Annotated in this window: 16 protein-coding genes; 2 read left to right on the top strand and 14 right to left on the bottom strand. The window is 59.4% G+C overall.

The features are described from left to right. Window positions 1-130: 130 nt before the first annotated feature. Both ald and VL197_12635 read left to right on the top strand, forming a co-directional pair. A complete protein-coding gene (ald, locus tag VL197_12640; protein HUJ18827.1) occupies window positions 131-1210 on the top strand; it encodes an alanine dehydrogenase in 1080 nt (359 codons plus the stop codon). Window positions 1211-1949: 739 nt separating this feature from the next. Next, window positions 1950-2117 (top strand): hypothetical protein, encoded by a 168-nt coding sequence (locus VL197_12635; GenBank protein HUJ18826.1) that lies wholly within the window; start codon window positions 1950-1952, stop codon window positions 2115-2117. 243 nt (window positions 2118-2360) lie between these two features. On the opposite strand, the gene VL197_12630 is transcribed toward VL197_12635, so the two are convergent. The 14 genes from VL197_12630 to VL197_12565 all read right to left on the bottom strand — a co-directional run. Then, on the bottom strand, window positions 2361-3077 hold the full coding sequence (locus VL197_12630) for a YqgE/AlgH family protein (protein ID HUJ18825.1): 717 nt from the start codon (window positions 3075-3077) through the stop codon (window positions 2361-2363). Between the two features lie 456 nt (window positions 3078-3533). Then, entirely contained in the window at window positions 3534-5198 is a 1665-nt protein-coding gene (pgm, locus tag VL197_12625) for a phosphoglucomutase (alpha-D-glucose-1,6-bisphosphate-dependent) (protein HUJ18824.1), read from the bottom strand. A gap of 281 nt (window positions 5199-5479) precedes the next feature. Next, window positions 5480-6385, bottom strand: coding sequence for a hypothetical protein (locus tag VL197_12620; GenBank protein ID HUJ18823.1), 906 nt, complete (start codon window positions 6383-6385; stop codon window positions 5480-5482). Window positions 6386-6679: 294 nt separating this feature from the next. Further along, a complete protein-coding gene (locus VL197_12615; protein ID HUJ18822.1) occupies window positions 6680-7603 on the bottom strand; it encodes a serine hydrolase in 924 nt (307 codons plus the stop codon). A gap of 174 nt (window positions 7604-7777) precedes the next feature. Next, window positions 7778-8617, bottom strand: a complete 840-nt coding sequence (locus tag VL197_12610) for a pyruvate, water dikinase regulatory protein (protein HUJ18821.1) — start codon at window positions 8615-8617, stop codon at window positions 7778-7780. Next, window positions 8614-9483: a patatin family protein gene (locus tag VL197_12605; protein ID HUJ18820.1), complete on the bottom strand. Its 870-nt coding sequence runs from the start codon at window positions 9481-9483 to the stop codon at window positions 8614-8616. Before VL197_12605 ends, VL197_12610 begins: the two co-directional genes overlap by 4 nt. 53 nt (window positions 9484-9536) lie before the next feature. Then, window positions 9537-11093, bottom strand: coding sequence for a 4Fe-4S binding protein (locus VL197_12600; protein HUJ18819.1), 1557 nt, complete (start codon window positions 11091-11093; stop codon window positions 9537-9539). A 220-nt stretch (window positions 11094-11313) separates the two neighbouring features. Further along, complete coding sequence (locus VL197_12595; protein ID HUJ18818.1) at window positions 11314-12246, bottom strand: haloalkane dehalogenase; 933 nt, start codon at window positions 12244-12246, stop codon at window positions 11314-11316. Between the two features lie 53 nt (window positions 12247-12299). Further along, window positions 12300-13202 carry a DUF362 domain-containing protein gene (locus VL197_12590; protein ID HUJ18817.1) on the bottom strand — a complete coding sequence of 301 codons (903 nt, stop codon included), beginning with the start codon at window positions 13200-13202 and terminating at the stop codon, window positions 12300-12302. A 304-nt stretch (window positions 13203-13506) separates the two neighbouring features. Beyond that, a complete protein-coding gene (locus tag VL197_12585; GenBank protein ID HUJ18816.1) occupies window positions 13507-13725 on the bottom strand; it encodes a DUF2905 domain-containing protein in 219 nt (72 codons plus the stop codon). Then, window positions 13718-14572 (bottom strand): acetyl-CoA carboxylase, carboxyltransferase subunit beta, encoded by an 855-nt coding sequence (accD, locus tag VL197_12580; protein ID HUJ18815.1) that lies wholly within the window; start codon window positions 14570-14572, stop codon window positions 13718-13720. The genes VL197_12585 and accD overlap by 8 nt, the downstream gene beginning before the upstream one ends. A 116-nt stretch (window positions 14573-14688) precedes the next feature. After that, window positions 14689-15456 carry a 3',5'-cyclic-nucleotide phosphodiesterase gene (locus VL197_12575; protein HUJ18814.1) on the bottom strand — a complete coding sequence of 256 codons (768 nt, stop codon included), beginning with the start codon at window positions 15454-15456 and terminating at the stop codon, window positions 14689-14691. Window positions 15457-15506: 50 nt separating this feature from the next. After that, entirely contained in the window at window positions 15507-17405 is a 1899-nt protein-coding gene (locus VL197_12570; protein ID HUJ18813.1) for an adenylate/guanylate cyclase domain-containing protein, read from the bottom strand. Between the two features lie 52 nt (window positions 17406-17457). After that, on the bottom strand, window positions 17458-18106 hold a 649-nt coding region (locus VL197_12565), incomplete at its 5' end, for a Crp/Fnr family transcriptional regulator (protein HUJ18812.1).

Raw genomic sequence — 18106 nt, 5'->3', positions numbered from 1 at the left:
CATACTACCCAAAACTGTCTTATTAGTCAATAGGTGAATAGGGGCACTTCGTTGCAAGTAAGCCGTAGAGATGCTACCATTTACGAGAGAAGGCCTGTTCATACGTTCAGCCGCGGGAGAAGGAGGTATCATGATCATCGGCGTGCCCAGAGAGGTCAAGCCGGAGGAGTTCCGCGTCGGTATGACGCCCGTCGGAGCCCGTGAGCTGGTGAGAGACAGTCATACGGTGCGGGTGGAAACGAACGCGGGAATGGGAAGCGGTTTTTCCGATGAAGAATACGCGAAGGCCGGGGCCGAGATAATTCCGAGAGAGGGCGTGTTTGAGCGCGCGGACTTGGTCGTAAAGGTCAAGGAGCCGGTCAGCAGAGAGTATGCGCTGCTCAGGGAGGGAGTGGCGCTCTTCACCTACCTCCATCTCGCGCCGAACCCGGAGTTGACCAGGGTGCTGCTTGAAAAGAATATAACCGGCCTTGCCTATGAGACGCTCCTGCGGGACGGCAGGCTCCCGCTCCTCGCGCCCATGAGCGAGATTGCGGGCAGGATGGCGCCGCTCATGGCCGCGTTCTATCTCCAGAAGTTCAAGGGCGGGTCGGGTGTGCTGCCCACGGGCGTGAGTGGTGTTCGGCCCGGCAAGATCGTCGTTCTCGGGGCCGGCACGGTCGGCACGAACGCCGCCCGCGTGGGCATGGGGCTCGGCATGGACACGGTCGTGATCAACAAGGACACGACCGGCCTGCAGCGGATCGATGAACTGTTCAAGGGACGCGTGCGCACCCTGCCGTTGACCGCGCATGCCCTGGAGGAGGAACTCGCCGATGCCGACATGATTGTCGGGGCCGTTCTGGTGCCGGGGGCAAGAACCCCGACCCTGATCACGAAGAACATGCTGGGGACCATGAAGAAAGGATCGGTGATCGTCGACGTGTCCGTGGACCAGGGAGGCTGCGTCGAGACCTCGAGGCCGACCACGCATGACGATCCGGTGTTTGTCGTCGACGGCATCGTGCACTACTGTGTCGCGAACATGCCCGGCGCCTATCCACGGACCTCGACGCTGGCACTCACGAACGCGACGCTCCCCTACATAAAGATCCTCGCCGAGAGAGGTGTCGACGATGCGGTCGAGACCGATTCAATCATCAGGAGCGCCCTGAACACGTATCAGGGACGGATCATGAACATGGCGCTGGCGGAATCGATGCGAAGCTGACTTTCAGGAGAGCCTTCCAGCCCAACCGGGTTAAGGTCGTTTGATACACCTACAAAGTCGCAATTTCTGAAAATTGAAATTATTGCGTAATACCGGTCAAAATAGACAATTCACATGACCCTACATAACCTGATGAAGTGAAATGGCAGTTCGAAGTCTTTCAGGCCCACCGAAGAGGAGAATGCCCGGCTTTTGAGAGGTTAGGGTTGATTAAACAGGGCAATGGAAGGTGTTTTTACAGCTTTAACGAAAGAACAAGCCACAGCGCGCAGCAACGAATGCATGGTCCGTCTGCCTCGTAAACTATCTGATCCAGGAAATAACCCCGTCAAACAGTTTCTTGGAACCTCCCCAATTTACCGATCACGTTGTTAACTAATTAAATAATAATATAAAATATGCCTGAAAGAAAAATATAGCTCATCAGTGAAATTAATACATTTTTTTATTGCAATTACTATTATTAATGGTATAGTAGTGTCATAAGCCTTAAGTTATATTGCTACAATTAGTAACATTACTTTAAGTAAAGCTCATTTTTCGGAATGAATTTGTGCTCGTGAACGAATAGTGCCGACGGGAAGCCCTTCTTGCCGCCAGGCCTATTCCAAAAAAGAGTAGGAGATCAAGTCAACAGAAGCAGCGACCGATTATTCAACGCTTACAGATCTGGTATCGCTTAACAGACACAAAACACCTATTGAACTGTGTAAATACGCAAGAAAGGAGGGTTCAAATCATGGGGGAAAGCTTCCAGAAGTGGTATACAAAAGCGGGTTTCGCCCTGTTTCTTCTGTTACTGCTCGTGGTCACTGTAACAGCCGACAATGATCCAAAAAAATACGAACAGAACGGAAATATGTTAAACAATGGCAATCAGCATCTCGAAACGCTCGTAGATCCGTAGGAGCGGAGCTTTCAGGCTGCCACGGGCATGCGAGACGTTATCGCAACCCGTGGTATTTTTTTCAACATGCACCGTTGCCTGGAGGGGTGGCACCATCAAATCGAGACCACTTCGTCCGTCATCTATGAACGGGCAAAAACTGCGATACAGAATGATATGTGAAATGGTATGGCCCATCAGCCGGCATTTCCTGTTCCGTTGCTAAGTCGTTCTCCTTTCTGTTGTTGCGTTCTTCGTAACACTCTAAGAACATGGTCTTTTATCTTTGTCGTGTTCCCATACCTCGATGGAAGAGCTTCGAAGAATGAGCTCGCGCCATATTCCTGACGACTTCTTTTCGAAGATAGAGTCTGCATCGGCGTTGACGATATGCCAGTCTCCTCGCGATACCTCCCTGTTGAGCTGCCCTGGAAACCACCCGGCGTATCCGCTATACACCCGGAGCTGCTTTTGTGTCTTGTGAGCGCCTATCATACGCTCGAGCGTGTTCCTGCTCATGCTGACGTACACGTTCAAGAACACGTTGTCTGACTCTTCCAGCTTTACATCGGAACGGATAAGCATAAGCATTCGCTGACCCTCGACGGGCCCGCCGTAATAAACGGAGTCGGACCGCTTCTTCAAGCCCGGCATGGACAAGAGCATCTCGGCGAGGGGCACCTTCGTGGGTCGGTTGATGATGAGACCGGTAGCGCCTGTGGCATCGTAAGCGATGAGCAGGACGACAGTCTCCTGGAACCGGGGGTCGGCGATGGTGTGGCTTGCAACAAGGAATTTCCCCTTCGCGAGGAGTGCATCGCTGTATGGATGGGTTTCAGGCAGCGCGGGCGCGTCCATTGTCCGAACCGGGAACAAACCGGCATGCACCCCCGCCGGAGCCAAGCCTGCGGGTAAGAGGGCCAAATCAACAACAAACACCGTGGCGATGACGGCGCCAACTATGAACAGCACCTTCCGCATTGATCTGAAATTCCGGGACGGCATAGCCATAATTCTTTTGCACCCTCGGTCGGTCTGACGCCTTCTGCTACAATACAAGGTAACAAATGAATGCAGAGGTGTCAATGCCCGCGATGGAGAGGTGGCTTTGCGCAGAATAAGATCAATAGCGCCCTATGGGCAGGAGATGGGTAGATTCTGACTGCAAAATACGGGTTCAAACTGACAGTGTTACAACAATGACGACCTCAACAAGTACGGAGGAAGTCTATTCTTTTCTCCATTTGTTGTCAGGACGGGAAGAAAGGGATCAGACTGAAAAATGAATCGAGGACTGCATTAATCGAGAAATGACATGCGGGACGCCGGGCTGAGTCGAGCGACGTGAAACGGCCAAGCAGCGTGCTGAGATTCCTGCCCCTGCTTTTCACGAAACGGGGGCGGCTGTATGAGTGCGGCCGAACCTCTTGTGCGCGTTTACCCCGCCTTCAGCTGCCCATTAGTCGAAAACGAAGCGCTCACGATCTCCCGGGCCTCTTCCAGGATGCGCTCCAGATGCTTCTCTCCCAGGAAGCTTTCCGCGTAGATCTTGTAAATATTCTCGGTCCCCGAGGGCCGGGCCGCAAACCAGCAGTTCTCAGCGATGACCTTCAGTCCGCCGATGGGGGCGCCATTGCCGGGGGCTTTCGTGAGAATGGACTGTATCTTCTCCCCGGCAAGAGAAGCGGTCCGGACCTGGTCCGGAGAAAGTTTCTTGAGCGCTTCCTTCTGAGCCGGCGTTGCAGGCGCGTCGATCCTCGCATAGGCGGGATCGCCGAATTCGCGCGTCAGTTCCTGGTAATGCCCGGCAGGGTCCCTGCCCGTCCTCGCCGTGATCTCTGCCGACAGGAGCGTCGGGATGATGCCGTCCTTGTCCGTCGACCAGGCCGTACCGTCCTTTCGCAGGAACGAGGCCCCCGCGCTCTCTTCGCCGCCGAAACCGAGCGACCCGTCGAGCAGCCCGTCGACGAACCACTTGAACCCGACCGGCACCTCGTAGAGCTTCCGGCCGAGTTTCCTTGCCACGCGGTCGATCATGCCGCTGCTCACCACTGTCTTCCCTACTGCCGCGTCCGGCCGCCACTGCGGACGGTTCTGGAAAAGATATCGGACCACGACCGCAAGGTAATGGTTCGGCTGGAGCAGCCCCGCGCTCCGGGTGACCACGCCGTGCCTGTCAGCGTCGGTATCGCAGGCAAAGGCAATGTCGAACTGGTCCTTGAGCCCGATCAAGCGCTGCATCGCGTACGGCGACGACGGGTCCATGCGGATCTTGCCGTCCCAGTCCACGGTCATGAACTTGAAGGTCGGATCGATCTCTTCGTTCACGACCGTGAGATTCAGGCGGTAGAGCTCGCCGATCCTGCGCCAGTAGTGGACCGATGCGCCGCCGAGCGGGTCCACGCCGAGGCTGATCGTCGCCTTGCTGATGGCGTCAATATCGATCACGTTCCCGAGGTCCTCCACATAAGAACTCAGGAAATCATACCGGCGGGTGGTCGGGGCACGGAGGGCCTTTTCGAAGGTCACCCGCCTCACACCGGCGAGTCCGTTCCTGATGAACTCGTTCGCCTTCGCCTCGATCCAGCTTGTGACGGCAGTATCCGCGGGGCCGCCGCTGGGCGGATTGTACTTGAAGCCGCCATCTCCGGGAGGGTTGTGGGAGGGGGTCACCACGACGCCGTCTGCCAGACCCCTTGCCCGTCCGCGGTTGTGCGTAAGGATCGCATGGGATACGGCAGGCGTCGGCGTGTATTCGTCTTTGAGCGAGATCATGACCTCGATGCCGTTCGCAGCGAGCACCTCGAGGGCGCTGGCAACCGCGGGGGCCGAGAGCGCATGCGTGTCGGCCCCAAGGAAGAGCGGGCCGTCGATCCCCTGCTGGGAGCGGTAGAGGCAGATGGCTTGGGTGATGGCGAGAATGTGCCATTCGTTGAAGGTCCTGTCCAGGGAGGAGCCGCGATGGCCCGACGTGCCGAAGGCGACGCGCTGCTCAGGCTGCACCGGATCAGGCACGCCTGAGTAATACGCCGAGACAAGCTTCGGAACATTGACAAGGATCGAAGGCGGCGCCGGCTTTCCGGCAAGAGGGCTCGTGGTCATGGTTCAGAGGTTCCATCCCATGAGAAGTGATGTACTGACCCGAACAGGGTAAGAGCGGTTAGCCTGGATTCAAGTATAGCAAAATAAACAGCCGCGGCTGACAGGAGTGCGTACTGAGGTGTGGGTCGAAGTCCGGACCCGTCACTTGTTGACCAGCAGGAATGACCGCAGAGCCGCTTTTCGCGTCATAACGGGGATGAGACCATTCGGACAAAATTCACGGGCCGGCGCTCAGGAGAGCTATCCAACGAACGGCATTGGCAGGGCCAGAAGAAGCCGGGTCACTTGCATGCCTCATCTGACTTGCAGATCCCCTCTTCCGCGGACGGAAGGACCATCTGGAATGACTCGCCTGCCCCGCCGGTCAGGTCGGCGACTCCGACGGTGCTGCCCGCGCTCCCGGCCCTGTTTTGCTTCTTCGGCAGGGGCTTCTCCTTTACAGCCGGTGTTTTCGCCGGCACCTCCGGCTTGCAGTTGAGATAGGTGAGGATCGATTCCCTGCCGGTCAGAAAGATCTTTTCGCTGTTCTTGTTCACGTACAGCGTGGGAACATGCTCGATGCCCATCCCCTTGAGGAAACCCGAATATTCATTCACCAGCACGTGGTCGACGGATATCTGCTTTTCGTCGAGCACCTTTATGACCTCCGTGCAGTACTTGCAGTCCTTGCCGTAAAACAACACGAGCTGTTTCTGGCTCGGGATGACGGTGCCTTCCGCCGGGAGGATCAGATAGAAGAGGCTAAAGACAGCGAGGAGCGAAGCGAAACCCGCGAGGACGGACTTCTCGCCCTGGAGGAGCCTGACCACGCTCAAGAGAACGAGGAATCCGAACACGACCAGGCAGAACACGCAGGCAGCGTGGAGCCGGAACGCCTGATATCCCGTGAAAAAACCTTCGCAGGCAAGCGACACGACGAGGAGAAAATTGAGGTACTTCCCGGGCGCGGTTGCGCCCTCTCTCAGGCTGAGCGCCGAGAGGACCGCCAGCACGGAGAAGAGGGCGAGGCCTGCAAGCAGAATGGAGATGTCCCCGAAGCGAGTCTGGCTGGCGACAAGCCGGCATCCGTCGGCAACGCATATGCTCTTCCCGAAAGCCTGCAGGATCGTTTCCGTCAGGACAAAGAGCGCGCCGAGCACGCTCACGGCAGTAAGTAATTTAGAGGTCAGTTCGTTGTCTTTTAGCATATCCGTGACTTTCCGCGCCTTGTTCGACGGGACATTTTACCACCTTTTGGCGATATCCTTGCCACAAAATCCGGATCACCTTCTGAAACGGGCAACCGGCGCAGCAATGAGATGCATGAGGTAGTTCGGAAACCGCTGTAAAAGGTGAGCAGGGGTCGCTTGAGGATTTAAGAAGTCCTATCACGATTGAAATGGTGTTCGGGTTTGTTATACTCCTGGTCATCCCCGCGACAACCACCCGGGAATGACGGGTTATAGTGACGAAATGATGTCTCTGCTGTTCCGGGATCGCTCTTAATGGGATGAGACCAGGGTTGGCTCCGGCATCAACGCCTTAGCCTTATGAGAAACCCTCCGGACTCGCGGTTTTGCCATGGTCAGCGCCAGTTCGGGATTGGCGCCGATCTCGGCCAGCATGAGGGTGCTCCTCCACAGGCTGCTCCTCGACCGAGCTCCGAGCACGGCCGCATAAAAGGGGCCCTTGTCCGTGCTGATCGCGCAGACGAAGCAGTGCCGGGCGTTGCCCGTATAGCCCGTTTTGCCGCCGATGATATTGTTACTCTGATAGAGGAGGTCGTTCGAGCTCTCCAGGAAGATTTCCCTTCCCTCCGTGGTCCTGATGAGCCACGCGCGCTTGCCCAGGATCTCCCGGATCTGGGGATAGGCAAGAGCGGCCCTCATAATGAGGACGAGGTCGGCGGCCGTCGAGTACTGCGTCCCCTTCGGGAGCCCCGATGCGTTCGCGAACAGCGTGTCCTTCGCCCCGATCTCCTTCGCCTTGAGGTTCATCAGAGCCGCAAACTCGCGCTCGGACCCTGCGGTTTCCTCGGCAAGGGCCACGGCAGCCGCATTGATCGATTTCATGAGCGCGAGATGCAGAAGATCGGACACCGTCATCTCCTCATAGGGAAGAAGCCTCGGCTCGATGGACCGGACCCTGGCCGCATTCGGGCTGATCGTCACCTTTTTCGCGGGATCCAGGTTGTCCAGGGCCACCATGGCGGTGACGAGCTTCACGGTGCTTGCGGGAGCGAGCTTTGCGTTCGGATATTTCGCGTAGAGAACAGAGCCGGTGGAGTCCATGACCACGGCGGCCTTGGCGGGTATGGTATTTTGGGTCAGCGCCGATGCCGGCGCAGCGCCGATGCCGGTGAGCAGCGCAGCGGCAAGAACGAGTATGAGGCAGAGCGTTCGTGGATCGATCTCAGGTCTGTTCATGGTTGATGAGGGATGCGGCCGGGTCGTCGTCCTGCCCTTCGTGGCGATGTGTCGATTTGGATGCCCTGTTCCTGGCAATACTAAACCGTCCGGCCCTTCCCGTCAAGGGAAATTGCATCTCCCGGCGCCCAAGCCGGCCCTGAGAGCTCCGTTCTCAGCGGTCCCGGGGCAGCCCTATTGCTCCTGTTCGTCGCCGATCACATGGTGGATGATCTCCCATGCCGTCTCTTCAACGGACTTATTGGTAGTGTCAACGACCGTCCAGTTCCTGTTCTTCCTGATCAGGTCCCAGACATACTCGACCTCGGCGTTGATCTTCCTGAGATCGCTGTAGCTCGCGCTGAGGCCCGAATGCTTCCGGCGGATGCTCCTCACCTTCTGGAGGACTTCGGGGTCTATGTTCAGACAGGCGATCTTTCGCTGGTCGATCTCGAACAGCTCCTCCGGCAGGGGGATGCCTGGTACGATGGGAACGTTGGCGACCTTGTACCCCTCCTGGGCGAGATAGAACGAGGTCGGCGTCTTCGACGTCCGGGATAGGCCGACGACCACGATGTCGGCATCCTTGAGACGCTCGGCTCCCCTGCCGTCGTCGTGTCCCAGCGTGAATTCGATCGCGTCGATCCGTTTGAAATATTTTTCATCGACCTTTCTGAGGAGGCTCGGCGTCTCCAGCGGTTCACGACCCAGATAGGAGGAGAGATTGGTGATGAGCGGCCCGAGGATATCGAGGTGGATGATGTGGTTCTTCAGGCAGTATTCGTAGGCGGAGTCCCGCATGTCCTTCCGGACAAAGGTGAAGGCGATGAGCGCTCCCTTCGCCCTGGCCCGGTCAAGGACCTTCTTGAGGGCGCTCCTCGTGTTGATGTCGTGAAAAACGGCGACCTTCGCCTTTGCATGCTTGAACTGCACGAGCGCGGCCCGCATGATGTGCAGCCCGCTCTGCCCCGTGGCATCGGAAATGACGTAGATCTTCTTCGTGGACGACTTGGCCCGCCCGCTTCGCGCGTTCATGGACGCCCCCACCGCGCGATTGCACCCTCCGCCTGTGCGCGGCCCTGCGCATACCCCTCCTCGAGTTCAGCCGGGGCGGTGCTGAACCTCCCGAGCCGGAAGCCGGGGGGCGGGCAGACCTCGACAATGGAGACCCCGGCAGGCGGATCGTGGATGATCGAGACGGCCTCGTTGTAGATCCGGTTCTGATTCAGAATGGTCGCCCGCAGGCCGGAATGGCGCTGCAGGAACCAGCTCACGAAATAGGAGGACAGGTCCCGTCTGCGGCGAAACCCCCGGGGCCGCGAGCGGATAACCATGATGCGCCGGGCGCCGCGGCGGATCGCCTCGGCAACGGGGATCGGATCGGACACGCCGCCGTCCGTGACACGACGGCCGTCCACCACGGGGAAATCCCGGTAAAAGACCGGAAGCGCGCTCGACGCCTTGAGCAGATGTTCGAGGTTCCCGGCGGATGTTTCGTGGTAGATCGGCGTGCCGCTTGCCACGTCGGTCAGTCCGACCAGGAAGGGTCTGCCCTTGGCATAGATCGCGGCAAGGTCGAGCCGCATCAGGGAGATCGTAATGTCCCACATCCAGTCCAGGTCCATCATATGGCCGCCCCGCAGGAACCGCGACACGCTGATGAACTCCGGCCTGCCGGAAAGCTCGGTATAGATCCTGCGGCTGCGCCCCCGCATTTCCGCGAGATAGGCGGCGATATTCGAGGCGCCCGCGGAAACGCCGATGTACAGCGCGAAGGGGTTGAACCGCCGCTCCAGAAAGACATCCAGCACGCCGGCGGTAAAAATGCCGCGCATGGCGCCGCCTTCCACGACCAGCGCGTTCTCGAGTGGTTGTCGCTGTACTCTGGTATGCCCTTTCATGACACCTCGTCGTATCCCCGATAATCCCCGAGATCCCCCGCAGCGGGAATCCCTCACAACAGCAGCTGGTTCTCCCTTGACCTGCTCTCGCCCACGCTCGATACGGAGATCGCGGGCCTCCCGAGCACCGGGCATTTGGCCTCGCAGATGCCGCAGCCGATGCAGAGTTCAAGGTCCACCCTTGGCTGTTTGACGCTGATGGTCTTCCCCTTCCGGTCGCGGACCCGAGCTTCCTCGAACCAGATCGCCTTTTTCGAGGTCGGGCAGACCTCCTCGCAGACGATGCACGGCCTGGCGTGCGCCCAGGGGAGGCACCTGCCCTTGTCGATCATCGCGAGCCCGATCCTTACCTTTGCCTTCTCCTCGAGGTGGAGGCGCTTGATCGCGCCGGTCGGGCAGACCTGACCGCAGAGCGTGCAGCGGTATTCGCAGTACCCGATCCGGGGCACGAGCATGGGCGACCAGATGCCTTCAACGCCGGCTTCGAACAGCGTTGGCTGGAGCCCGTTCGTGATGCAGACCTTCATGCACTCCCCGCACTTGACGCAGCGCTTCAGGAACTCCCGTTCCTCGAGCGAACCGGGCGGACGGAGGAGCACCGGGTCCTGGGCTCCTGACTTCGCAAGCGGTACGGAGCGGAGCAGCGGCACGGCGACGATGCCGGAAAGAGCCGATGCGATGACCCGCCTCCTGCCGAGGTCGACGCCCGCCGACGCCCGTTTCAGCCCGAAACCGAAGCTCACCGCGTTCTGGGGGCAGATGTCGTCGCAGTTCCAGCAGGCCAGGCACTCGGTGTCGCGCCAGCGCTCCTTCGCCTCCGGCGACGCGTTCCCCTGACACACCGTGGCGCAGGCGCCGCAGGACGTGCAGCCTTCGCTCACTGACCGCCTGAGCAGCGAGAATCGCGACAGGAGGCCGAGGAAGGCGCCGAGGGGACAGAGGTATTTGCACCAGAAACGCTTTTCGACCAGGTTCAACGCGAGGACAATGAAGAACAGTACGCCGATGAGGACGCTCTGCCGGTACACAGACTGCTCGAAGCTGAGTACCGTCCTCTTGAGAACGCCGTAGACCGGCTCCGTTATTGCCGCGATACCGAGCGGGTTTGCGCTGTAGACCTCGTCGAACAGGGACCGGACGCTGTAATTGAACAACGGCGAAAGGCTCACCGAAAATGACCGGACCGTGAGCGAGAGCGGGTCCAGGATGCCGACCGGCTGGAGCGTGAACAGGGCTGACGCGAAGATGGCGATCAGGAGGTAATATTTGGCGCGGTACCAGTGGGCGTACAGGCCCGCCGGACGCTTCCGGCGGATTGACCCGACAAGGTTATTCAGCGTGCCGAGCGGGCAGGCCCAACCGCAGAACACCCTTCCGAACAGGACGGTGACGGCGACCGTGACCAAGGCGAGGGTGAAGGCCCGGGCAGCCGCATGCGCGGACAGGAGCGTGGTCACGAGGATGAGCGGGTCGAAATCGAGGAAGAACCGGACCGGGTAGCCCAGATCGTCATTGCCCCGGGACTCGGTCTGGATGAACAGGAAAAGGAAGAGAAGCAGGAAGAGTCCCTGCGAAATCCGTCGGATATTTTGAACGGTCAGATTACGCATAACAACATCTCCCGTGTCTACTGAAGACTGATCAGCCGGGGAAGCGATCTCCTTCTTGAGTTTGCACGTGACACCACAGGGTTTATCCCGTGCGCGGGAAGCGGGATTGCATTGCTTCGTCAGCAGTCATGGCTGAAAAAGAGCGTTCCCCTGGACGAAAGAGCACATCGCCTTCTTCTGTATTTCTTAAGGAGGACATCTCCGGCGATGTGCGCCCTGGTCAATCACGCGACGCGGAATCCCCCGGCGTCCTCTCGATAAACTTCAGGATATGCCGGGCGATCTCCTCGCCTTTTTCCTCCTGCAGAAAATGCCCGGCACCCTGGATGATCGTCTCGGGCTGGTCTTTCGCCGTCGGGATGAGCGTGCGGAAGGAGCGGTATTCCTTCGAGAACATCGGGTCCTCATCGGAGAACAGCACGAAGGCCGGCTTTTGCCAGCGGGAAAGTCCCTCCCGGGTCCTGCGTATTTCCGCTGCGCCCGGATCATCGAAGTTCGTAGGAAGGGACAGCGGCAGTTCAACAGCCCCGGCTTTGTACGAGGAATCCGGAAAGGGCGCTTCGTAAGCCTCGATCTCCCGCTTCGTGATCCGGTACCCGTGCGCCACTCCCATGCTGATCACCCGGCCGATGGGCAGGTCTGGCGCCAGGTCCACGAACTGCCTCCAGAGCATGAACGTGAAATTGAGCGGCACATCGCCTGTCGGCAGCGTCGTATTCATGATGACGAGGCGTTCGAACAGCTGCGGCCGTTCCGTTGCCGCCCGGAGCCCGACGACCGCTCCCCAGTCGCTGCCGACGAGCGTGATCTTTTCAAGACCGAGGGAATCGATGAATGCCGAGAGAATTTCGTAATGCCCTTCGAAGGTATGCTGCTTTCGATCGGCATATTTATCGGAGCGCCCGAATCCGACAAAGTCCATGGCGATCACGCGGTGCTGTCGGGCGAGGACGGGGATCATCTTCCGGTAGGAGTAGGACCACTCGAGCACGCCGTGGAGACAGAGGATCGTGCTCCCCGTCCCTTCGTCCAGATAGTGCACCCGCAGCCCGTTGATCTCCGCGTAATGCGGCTGAAAAGCGTACCCGGGGAGGTCCGTGAAACGTTCATCCGGCGTCCGCAGGACCCGGGTATCTGCTTCGGTTCTCTTCATGGAAACATCTTTTGGCCGGGGACAGTTGACTCGTTTCCTGCGGCCTTGGCCTGTTACACGGCGATCTTCCTGATGTGCAGCCTGTTCAGGTCCATCTGTCCCAGTCCCTGTTTGTGTCCCAGCGTCACGTACCCGAGGTCGCTCCCCTTCATGCCGAAAAGCGTTGCGCCAAAAGAGTCGATGGCAACGGGATCGGACCCGACGACGATCGTGTCGAGCTTCTTCACGTCCGCAAGGCTCCCGCCCTGGGGCCCGTTCGCGGTCAGGATGCGCACCGCATCGAGGATCGTGAGCGTTGGCTTTATTGTCCGGGAGAGATCGGCCAGGCTCTCGTCGAGCCGCTGGTGGATCTGGCGACGGGAGCCTCCCATGACACCCATCCAGTTCTTCATGGACAGTGTGAGCTTGGCGAGGCCGTGGTGCTTGGCGATCGGCACATTGATCACCTTGTCGGCCTCGAATACATCGGTGTAGAGCGGCCAGGACTTGAGCGCCTCGCCGTTGATCGCCATGTCCTTGAATTTCCGGTCATCCATGTAATCCGCTTCCGCACCCAGAGCCCTGACCGCGGTCGCAATGCCGCTCTGGACATAGCAGCGCCGCGGATCGTTGACCGGCCTATCGAAGACCTTCACCTTCTTCGCGCCCGCGTCGAAGCAAAGCTTGACGATGGCGGCAACGACCTCGGGATTGGTGTTCCCGGCCTGCTCCGGCGTCCGGTCCCACGCGATGTTCGGCTTGACCACGACGACATCGCCCCGGGAAATGAACTTCCCGATCCCGCCCAGAGCGTCGAGGGACGACCGCACGAGCTGCTCCGGCGAAGCCCCGCGGGCAACGACCAGGTCAGGCCGCGTTGCCTGCTCGGCCGCCTCCACGAGGCGGTCGAGTCCGCCGGGGACCGAGAGCCCGGCTCCGGTCAATGCGGCCAGTCTGAGAAATCGCCTTCTGTCCATCGATCACCTCTACGGAATGGAAAGGGATGCGTTATCGGAACGGATTCAGTAACTAACAAATCAAATTTATTACAAGACGGCAATATAATTTCTCGTAGAGGCGCAGAGCTCGCAGAGAAAATCAAAAAATAATTCGCCATGAAAGACTTTCGGGTTTTGGTTTTAAACTCTGCGTCCTCCGCGTGCTCCGCAAGAGACGCCTTTAGCTTCTGGTTTTGATTCCGGCTTGTCCGGGTTAGGATACTTACAATATATTCGGTCGGCGCGGCGCTGTCAAGGCGCCGTTGAGGGCCACGGCCGGAAATTATCGGAACCGGGACAGGAGGTAGACGATGAAACTGATGAGGATGCTGATCAGGATGCTCGTGGCTAGCGGGAAGTAGAACGTGGTATTGCCGCGTTTGATCATGATATCGCCGGGCAGCCTCCCCAGGAAGGGGAGCTTCGGGACGAGGAGGAGGACAACTCCCACCGCGATCAACAGGGTGCCAAAGAGGATCAGTATCTTGGCAATATCACCCATGGCTCTCTTCGCCGAAAAAATCGAGGATACGGCCGAGCGTGTTGCGCATCTCCTTCCGGGGGACGATCATGTCGATCATCCCGTGCTCCAGCAGGAACTCGGCCCGCTGGAAACCCGCCGGGAGCTGCTGCTTGATGGTCTGCTCGATGACGCGGGGTCCCGCGAACCCGATGAGGCATTTGGGCTCGGCCACGATCACATCGCCGAGCATTGCGAAGCTGGCCGTGACGCCCCCGAACGTGGGGTCGGTCAGGACGGAAATGAAGGGCAGGCCCGCTTCGCCCAGACGGGCGACGGCCGCCGACGTCTTCGCCATCTGCATGAGCGACAGGATCCCCTCCTGCATCCGGGCGCCGCCCGAGGAGGCAACGGCCACGAAGGGGACCTTCTTCTCGATGGCGCGCTCCACGGCCCGGGCGATCTTTTCACCCACCACGGAGCCCATGCTGCCGCCCATGAAGTTGAAGTCCATGATCACGAGGGACGCCGGCCTGCCGCCGATCTTCGCCTCGCCCGAGATGACGGCGTCCTTCAGCCCTGTCTTCTTGCGGCTGCTCTTCAGCTTGTCCTTGTAGTCCTTGAAGCCGAGGAAGTCCCGGGGCGAGAGGCCGTCCTCCACCTCGACGAAGCTGCCCTCGTCCACGAGATACGGGAGCCGCTCCGACGCCGTGATACGGAAGTGATAATCGCACTTCGGGCAGACCTTGAAGTTCTTCTCAACCTCTTTGCGGTAGATGATCTCTTTGCAGTTGTCACATTTGACCCAGAGCCCCTCGGGGATCTTGACCTTTTTCGCCGGAGCCTCGGGGACTGCGCCCCCGGGCCGCTCTTTCCTGAACCAAGCCATGATACTCCTTCACCACAAGCATCAAATCTCAAGTTCCCGATCACGAACGGGTCCCGCGATGCAAATGCAGCAAAGTCCGGACCTTTTGTATCGTTCTCTCACTTGAGATTTGGAATTTAAAAGTTGTAGGTCTTTCCTTCCTGCAATATCTTCACGTTCTTCCGGCCCAGGCCGTTCAGCTCCTTCAGCACGCGCCGGTGATGGGCCGGCTTGATATGGTAGACGTAGATCGGGACGTTATGGTCGACCTTCGCAGTCGTCAGGTCCTGATGGAGCTGCCCGGGCGTGAAATGGCCGCTGGCGTCCGCGATCATCCCGAGACTGTTCGGGAAGGATGTGTCCACGATGATGCCCGTCAGGTTCTTCGCCTTGCTGGCTTCTTTCCAGAGCGCCTCGTTCGGACCGGTATCGGCGCTGTAGACGAACGTGGACCGGCCGTCGCCGACGATGAAACCCACGGCCGGGACGGGATGGTTCATCGGGATGGCTTTCACCTTCAGCCCGGCCACGGACACCGTCCTGCCGAGTTCCATCGGCGCGTAGGCCAGCACCGGGTTCTTCGGGGTCGGGATCTTCGTGAAGTCGGGCCAGATGATGTTGTTCATCAGATGTTTCCTGATGGCGTCGATCACCGCGGGGATGGCACGGATGTTGACGGGCTTCGTGATCCGGCCGACGATGTTGTCGGCCAGGAACAGGAGCGACTTTACGTGGTCGAGGTGCGTGTGGCTGATGAGGATGTCCGTGATCCTGCTCTGCGCCTCGATGCTCAGCGCCGCCGTGATCGTTCCCGCGTCAAGCATCATGACATCGTTGACGAGGAAACCCGGGGGCATGTGCCCGATCGCCTCGGAACCGGAGCAGCCCAGAATTCTTACCTTCATGCATCCTCCCCACAGCGGCAACTTCTCGTTTCAAAATCCGAACCGGAGCTTTATCCTTTCAGTCCCACCAGATCGTAGATCACCACGGGTTTCTGCTTGCCCTTTACCGTCACGGAGCCCAGCTCGTTCACCCGGACGATACCCTTGACCTTTTCGTAGGTGAACTCGGATATGATGATATGATTATTATACTGTCTTGTCAAGCCTTCCAGGCGCGCTCCGAGGTTCACGTTGTCTCCGATCACGGTATAGTCCATCTTCTTTCCTTCAGCGCCCATGTTCCCGACGACCATGTCCCCGGTGTTGATCCCGATCCCGATGTCGATGGCGTACCTGCCCTCGGCCACCCATTTCGCCTGCAGCTGCTTCAACCGTTCGATCATGGCCAGTGAGCATTTGACCGCGCGCTCCGCATGGTCCGGCTGGCCGACCGGCGCCCCCCAGAGCGCCATGATCGCGTCGCCCACGAACTTGTCCAGGGTCCCCTCATGTTCGAACACGATCTCCGTCATTGCGCCCAGGTACTCGTTCAGCAGCGAGACGACCTCTTCGGGCTGATGCTTCTCGGAGAACGACGTGAAGCCGCGGATGTCCGAGAAGAGGACCGTGATCTCCTTGCGGTCACCGCCCAGTTTGGCCTTGTTCGGGTCCTTGATCAGCTCGTCGACAATGCGTTTCGAGACGTAACTCGAGAACATCTTCCGGATGTCCCGGGCGCGCCGCTCTTCCGTGAAGAACCGGTAGGCCGTCTGGCTCGTGTACCCGAAGAACAGGGCGGAAGCGGGGTAGACCATGTTGAACCAGATCCCCCTGGCGACGAAGAGGTAGTACACGGCGCCGATATAGCCGGAGAACAGCGCCAGGAACAGGACGGCGCCCGCCCCGGCACCGAGCCGCGGCAGGAATATCCCGAGCAGGATCGCGAACAGGAAGATGAGGAACACGACCGAGGCCTCGGTGTGCTCGATGAAGTCTCCCCGCAGGATGTTGTCGACCACGCTCGCGTGCTTCTCGATGCCCGCCATGTTCGGGGAAAAGGGCGTCACGCGCAGGTCGTAGATGCCGATGGCCGTGGCGCCGATCAGGACGATCTTGTCCCTGAACGTGCCCGCCGGCAGGTTCCGGTCAAGGATGTCGGACACGGAGTACATCGGGAACATGCCGTTCGGACCCCGGTAATTGATCAGCATGCGGCCGTATCCATCGGTCGGTATGGCCGTGGCGCCCAGCCGGACCTTACGCCGGTAGTCGAGCGCCAGGTCCTCCTTCTTCAGGCCGCGGTACAGCCACGCCGCCTGCAGGCCGATGGGAGGATAGAAATCCCCCTGGTAGTCGATGGCCAGTGCCTCCCACCGGAGCGTACCGTCGGCGTCGGGGATCATGTTGATGTGCGCAAGACAGTTGGCGACCGAGGAGAACCGGAGCAGCGTCGGGAGCACCATTTTCGCCTTGAAGGGCTCGAAGGGCTCATGGGTGTTCTTGAGCACGGTATAGGCCGAGGGCGTCATGAAATCGATCTTCCTGTTCGTGAAGCCCGATTCCTTGTATCCCGCCTCCGTAAAGTCGAACACCATTGGCAGGATCACCCTGCCGCTCCGCATGATGGCGCGCTGGAAGAGATCGTCGGACTCCACGTTCTCCGGCTCCGTGAAGAAGACGTCGAACACGATCACCTTCGCGCCCTCCTCCGTGAGGCGGTCCACGACCCTGCCCCACACCGAGCGCGGCCACGGGAAGCGCCCGAGCTTGTTGATGCTCTTTTCGTCGATGGCCGCGATCACGGTTTCGGGCCCCGGCTTGACCGGGCCGCGGACCAGGAAGCGCATATCCAGCGTCTTCTGCTCCAGCACGTCGAAGAACCTGAAGTTCCCTATGTTCATGGCCGAGAGCGCGATCGCCACGATCAGCGCTATCGTGATGCCTGCCCGCTTGCCGCCCGTCAATTTCATTGCGACTCCCGATTAAGAACTATCGATCCGAGTCCAGGATGTTTCCCTGTTATTACGCCATCTCCCCGAAGATCTCTCTCATCTCCAGATAGCGGACAAGCCGGTCCACCTGGTCCTGGTTCGTGATACGCACCTTATCTCCGGCAAGCTCCACGATCCTTACGCTTGCCAGTTTCTCCAGGATCATCCTGACCTGGGAGTGCTCGATGCCGGCCAGGCCGGCAAGGTCCTCGACGGTCATGAGGAATTCTCCGCTCTTTTTCTGCTCCTTCACCTGTTTGGCGAGAAGGCTTACCAACCTGCTGGTGTTGTCCTTGATCATCAGGGCTTCCATCTGCTCGTTGGCCTCGCGCAGGCGGTCGGCCAGGCGCTTGATGAACCGGACGGCGATCTCCACGTTGCCGCGGATAAGCGCGTCAAAGGTCTTCCGGTCGATCACGAGCATTTCGCAGGGCTCCAGCGTCTCGGCCGTTGCCGACCGGGGCTTGTCGTTCAGGATCGCCATCTCCCCGAAGAACTCGCCCTTCTCGAGCGTCGCGAGCGTCTTCTCGACGCCGCGGATGCGCTTGCTGATCTTCACCTTCCCGGACTGGATGATGTACATCTCCTCGCCGCGGTCGCCCTCCTGGAACAGCACCGTGTTCCCCGGGATCTTTTTGCCGAACCGGGAAAAGAGCATTGCCTGAACGTCACTCATGGTC

It is taken from the genome of Nitrospirota bacterium, assembly GCA_035516965.1.
GTDB lineage: Bacteria > Nitrospirota > UBA9217 > UBA9217 > UBA9217 > MHEA01.
The sequence above is the reverse complement of the archived record's forward strand: the minus strand, read 5'-3'. Positions and strand labels throughout refer to the sequence as shown.

Excerpts from the sequence above, each read along its gene's own strand:
- ald (HUJ18827.1), top strand. The coding sequence starts at position 131 with ATGATCATCGGCGTGCCCAGAGAGGTCAAGCCGGAGGAGTTCCGCGTC.
- VL197_12635 (HUJ18826.1), top strand. The coding sequence starts at position 1,950 with ATGGGGGAAAGCTTCCAGAAGTGGTATACAAAAGCGGGTTTCGCCCTG.
- VL197_12630 (HUJ18825.1), bottom strand. The coding sequence starts at position 3,077 with ATGCGGAAGGTGCTGTTCATAGTTGGCGCCGTCATCGCCACGGTGTTT.
- pgm (HUJ18824.1), bottom strand. The coding sequence starts at position 5,198 with ATGACCACGAGCCCTCTTGCCGGAAAGCCGGCGCCGCCTTCGATCCTT.
- VL197_12620 (HUJ18823.1), bottom strand. The coding sequence starts at position 6,385 with ATGCTAAAAGACAACGAACTGACCTCTAAATTACTTACTGCCGTGAGC.
- VL197_12615 (HUJ18822.1), bottom strand. The coding sequence starts at position 7,603 with ATGAACAGACCTGAGATCGATCCACGAACGCTCTGCCTCATACTCGTT.
- VL197_12610 (HUJ18821.1), bottom strand. The coding sequence starts at position 8,617 with ATGAACGCGCGAAGCGGGCGGGCCAAGTCGTCCACGAAGAAGATCTAC.
- VL197_12605 (HUJ18820.1), bottom strand. The coding sequence starts at position 9,483 with ATGAAAGGGCATACCAGAGTACAGCGACAACCACTCGAGAACGCGCTG.
- VL197_12600 (HUJ18819.1), bottom strand. The coding sequence starts at position 11,093 with ATGCGTAATCTGACCGTTCAAAATATCCGACGGATTTCGCAGGGACTC.
- VL197_12595 (HUJ18818.1), bottom strand. The coding sequence starts at position 12,246 with ATGAAGAGAACCGAAGCAGATACCCGGGTCCTGCGGACGCCGGATGAA.
- VL197_12590 (HUJ18817.1), bottom strand. The coding sequence starts at position 13,202 with ATGGACAGAAGGCGATTTCTCAGACTGGCCGCATTGACCGGAGCCGGG.
- VL197_12585 (HUJ18816.1), bottom strand. The coding sequence starts at position 13,725 with ATGGGTGATATTGCCAAGATACTGATCCTCTTTGGCACCCTGTTGATC.
- accD (HUJ18815.1), bottom strand. The coding sequence starts at position 14,572 with ATGGCTTGGTTCAGGAAAGAGCGGCCCGGGGGCGCAGTCCCCGAGGCT.
- VL197_12575 (HUJ18814.1), bottom strand. The coding sequence starts at position 15,456 with ATGAAGGTAAGAATTCTGGGCTGCTCCGGTTCCGAGGCGATCGGGCAC.
- VL197_12570 (HUJ18813.1), bottom strand. The coding sequence starts at position 17,405 with ATGAAATTGACGGGCGGCAAGCGGGCAGGCATCACGATAGCGCTGATC.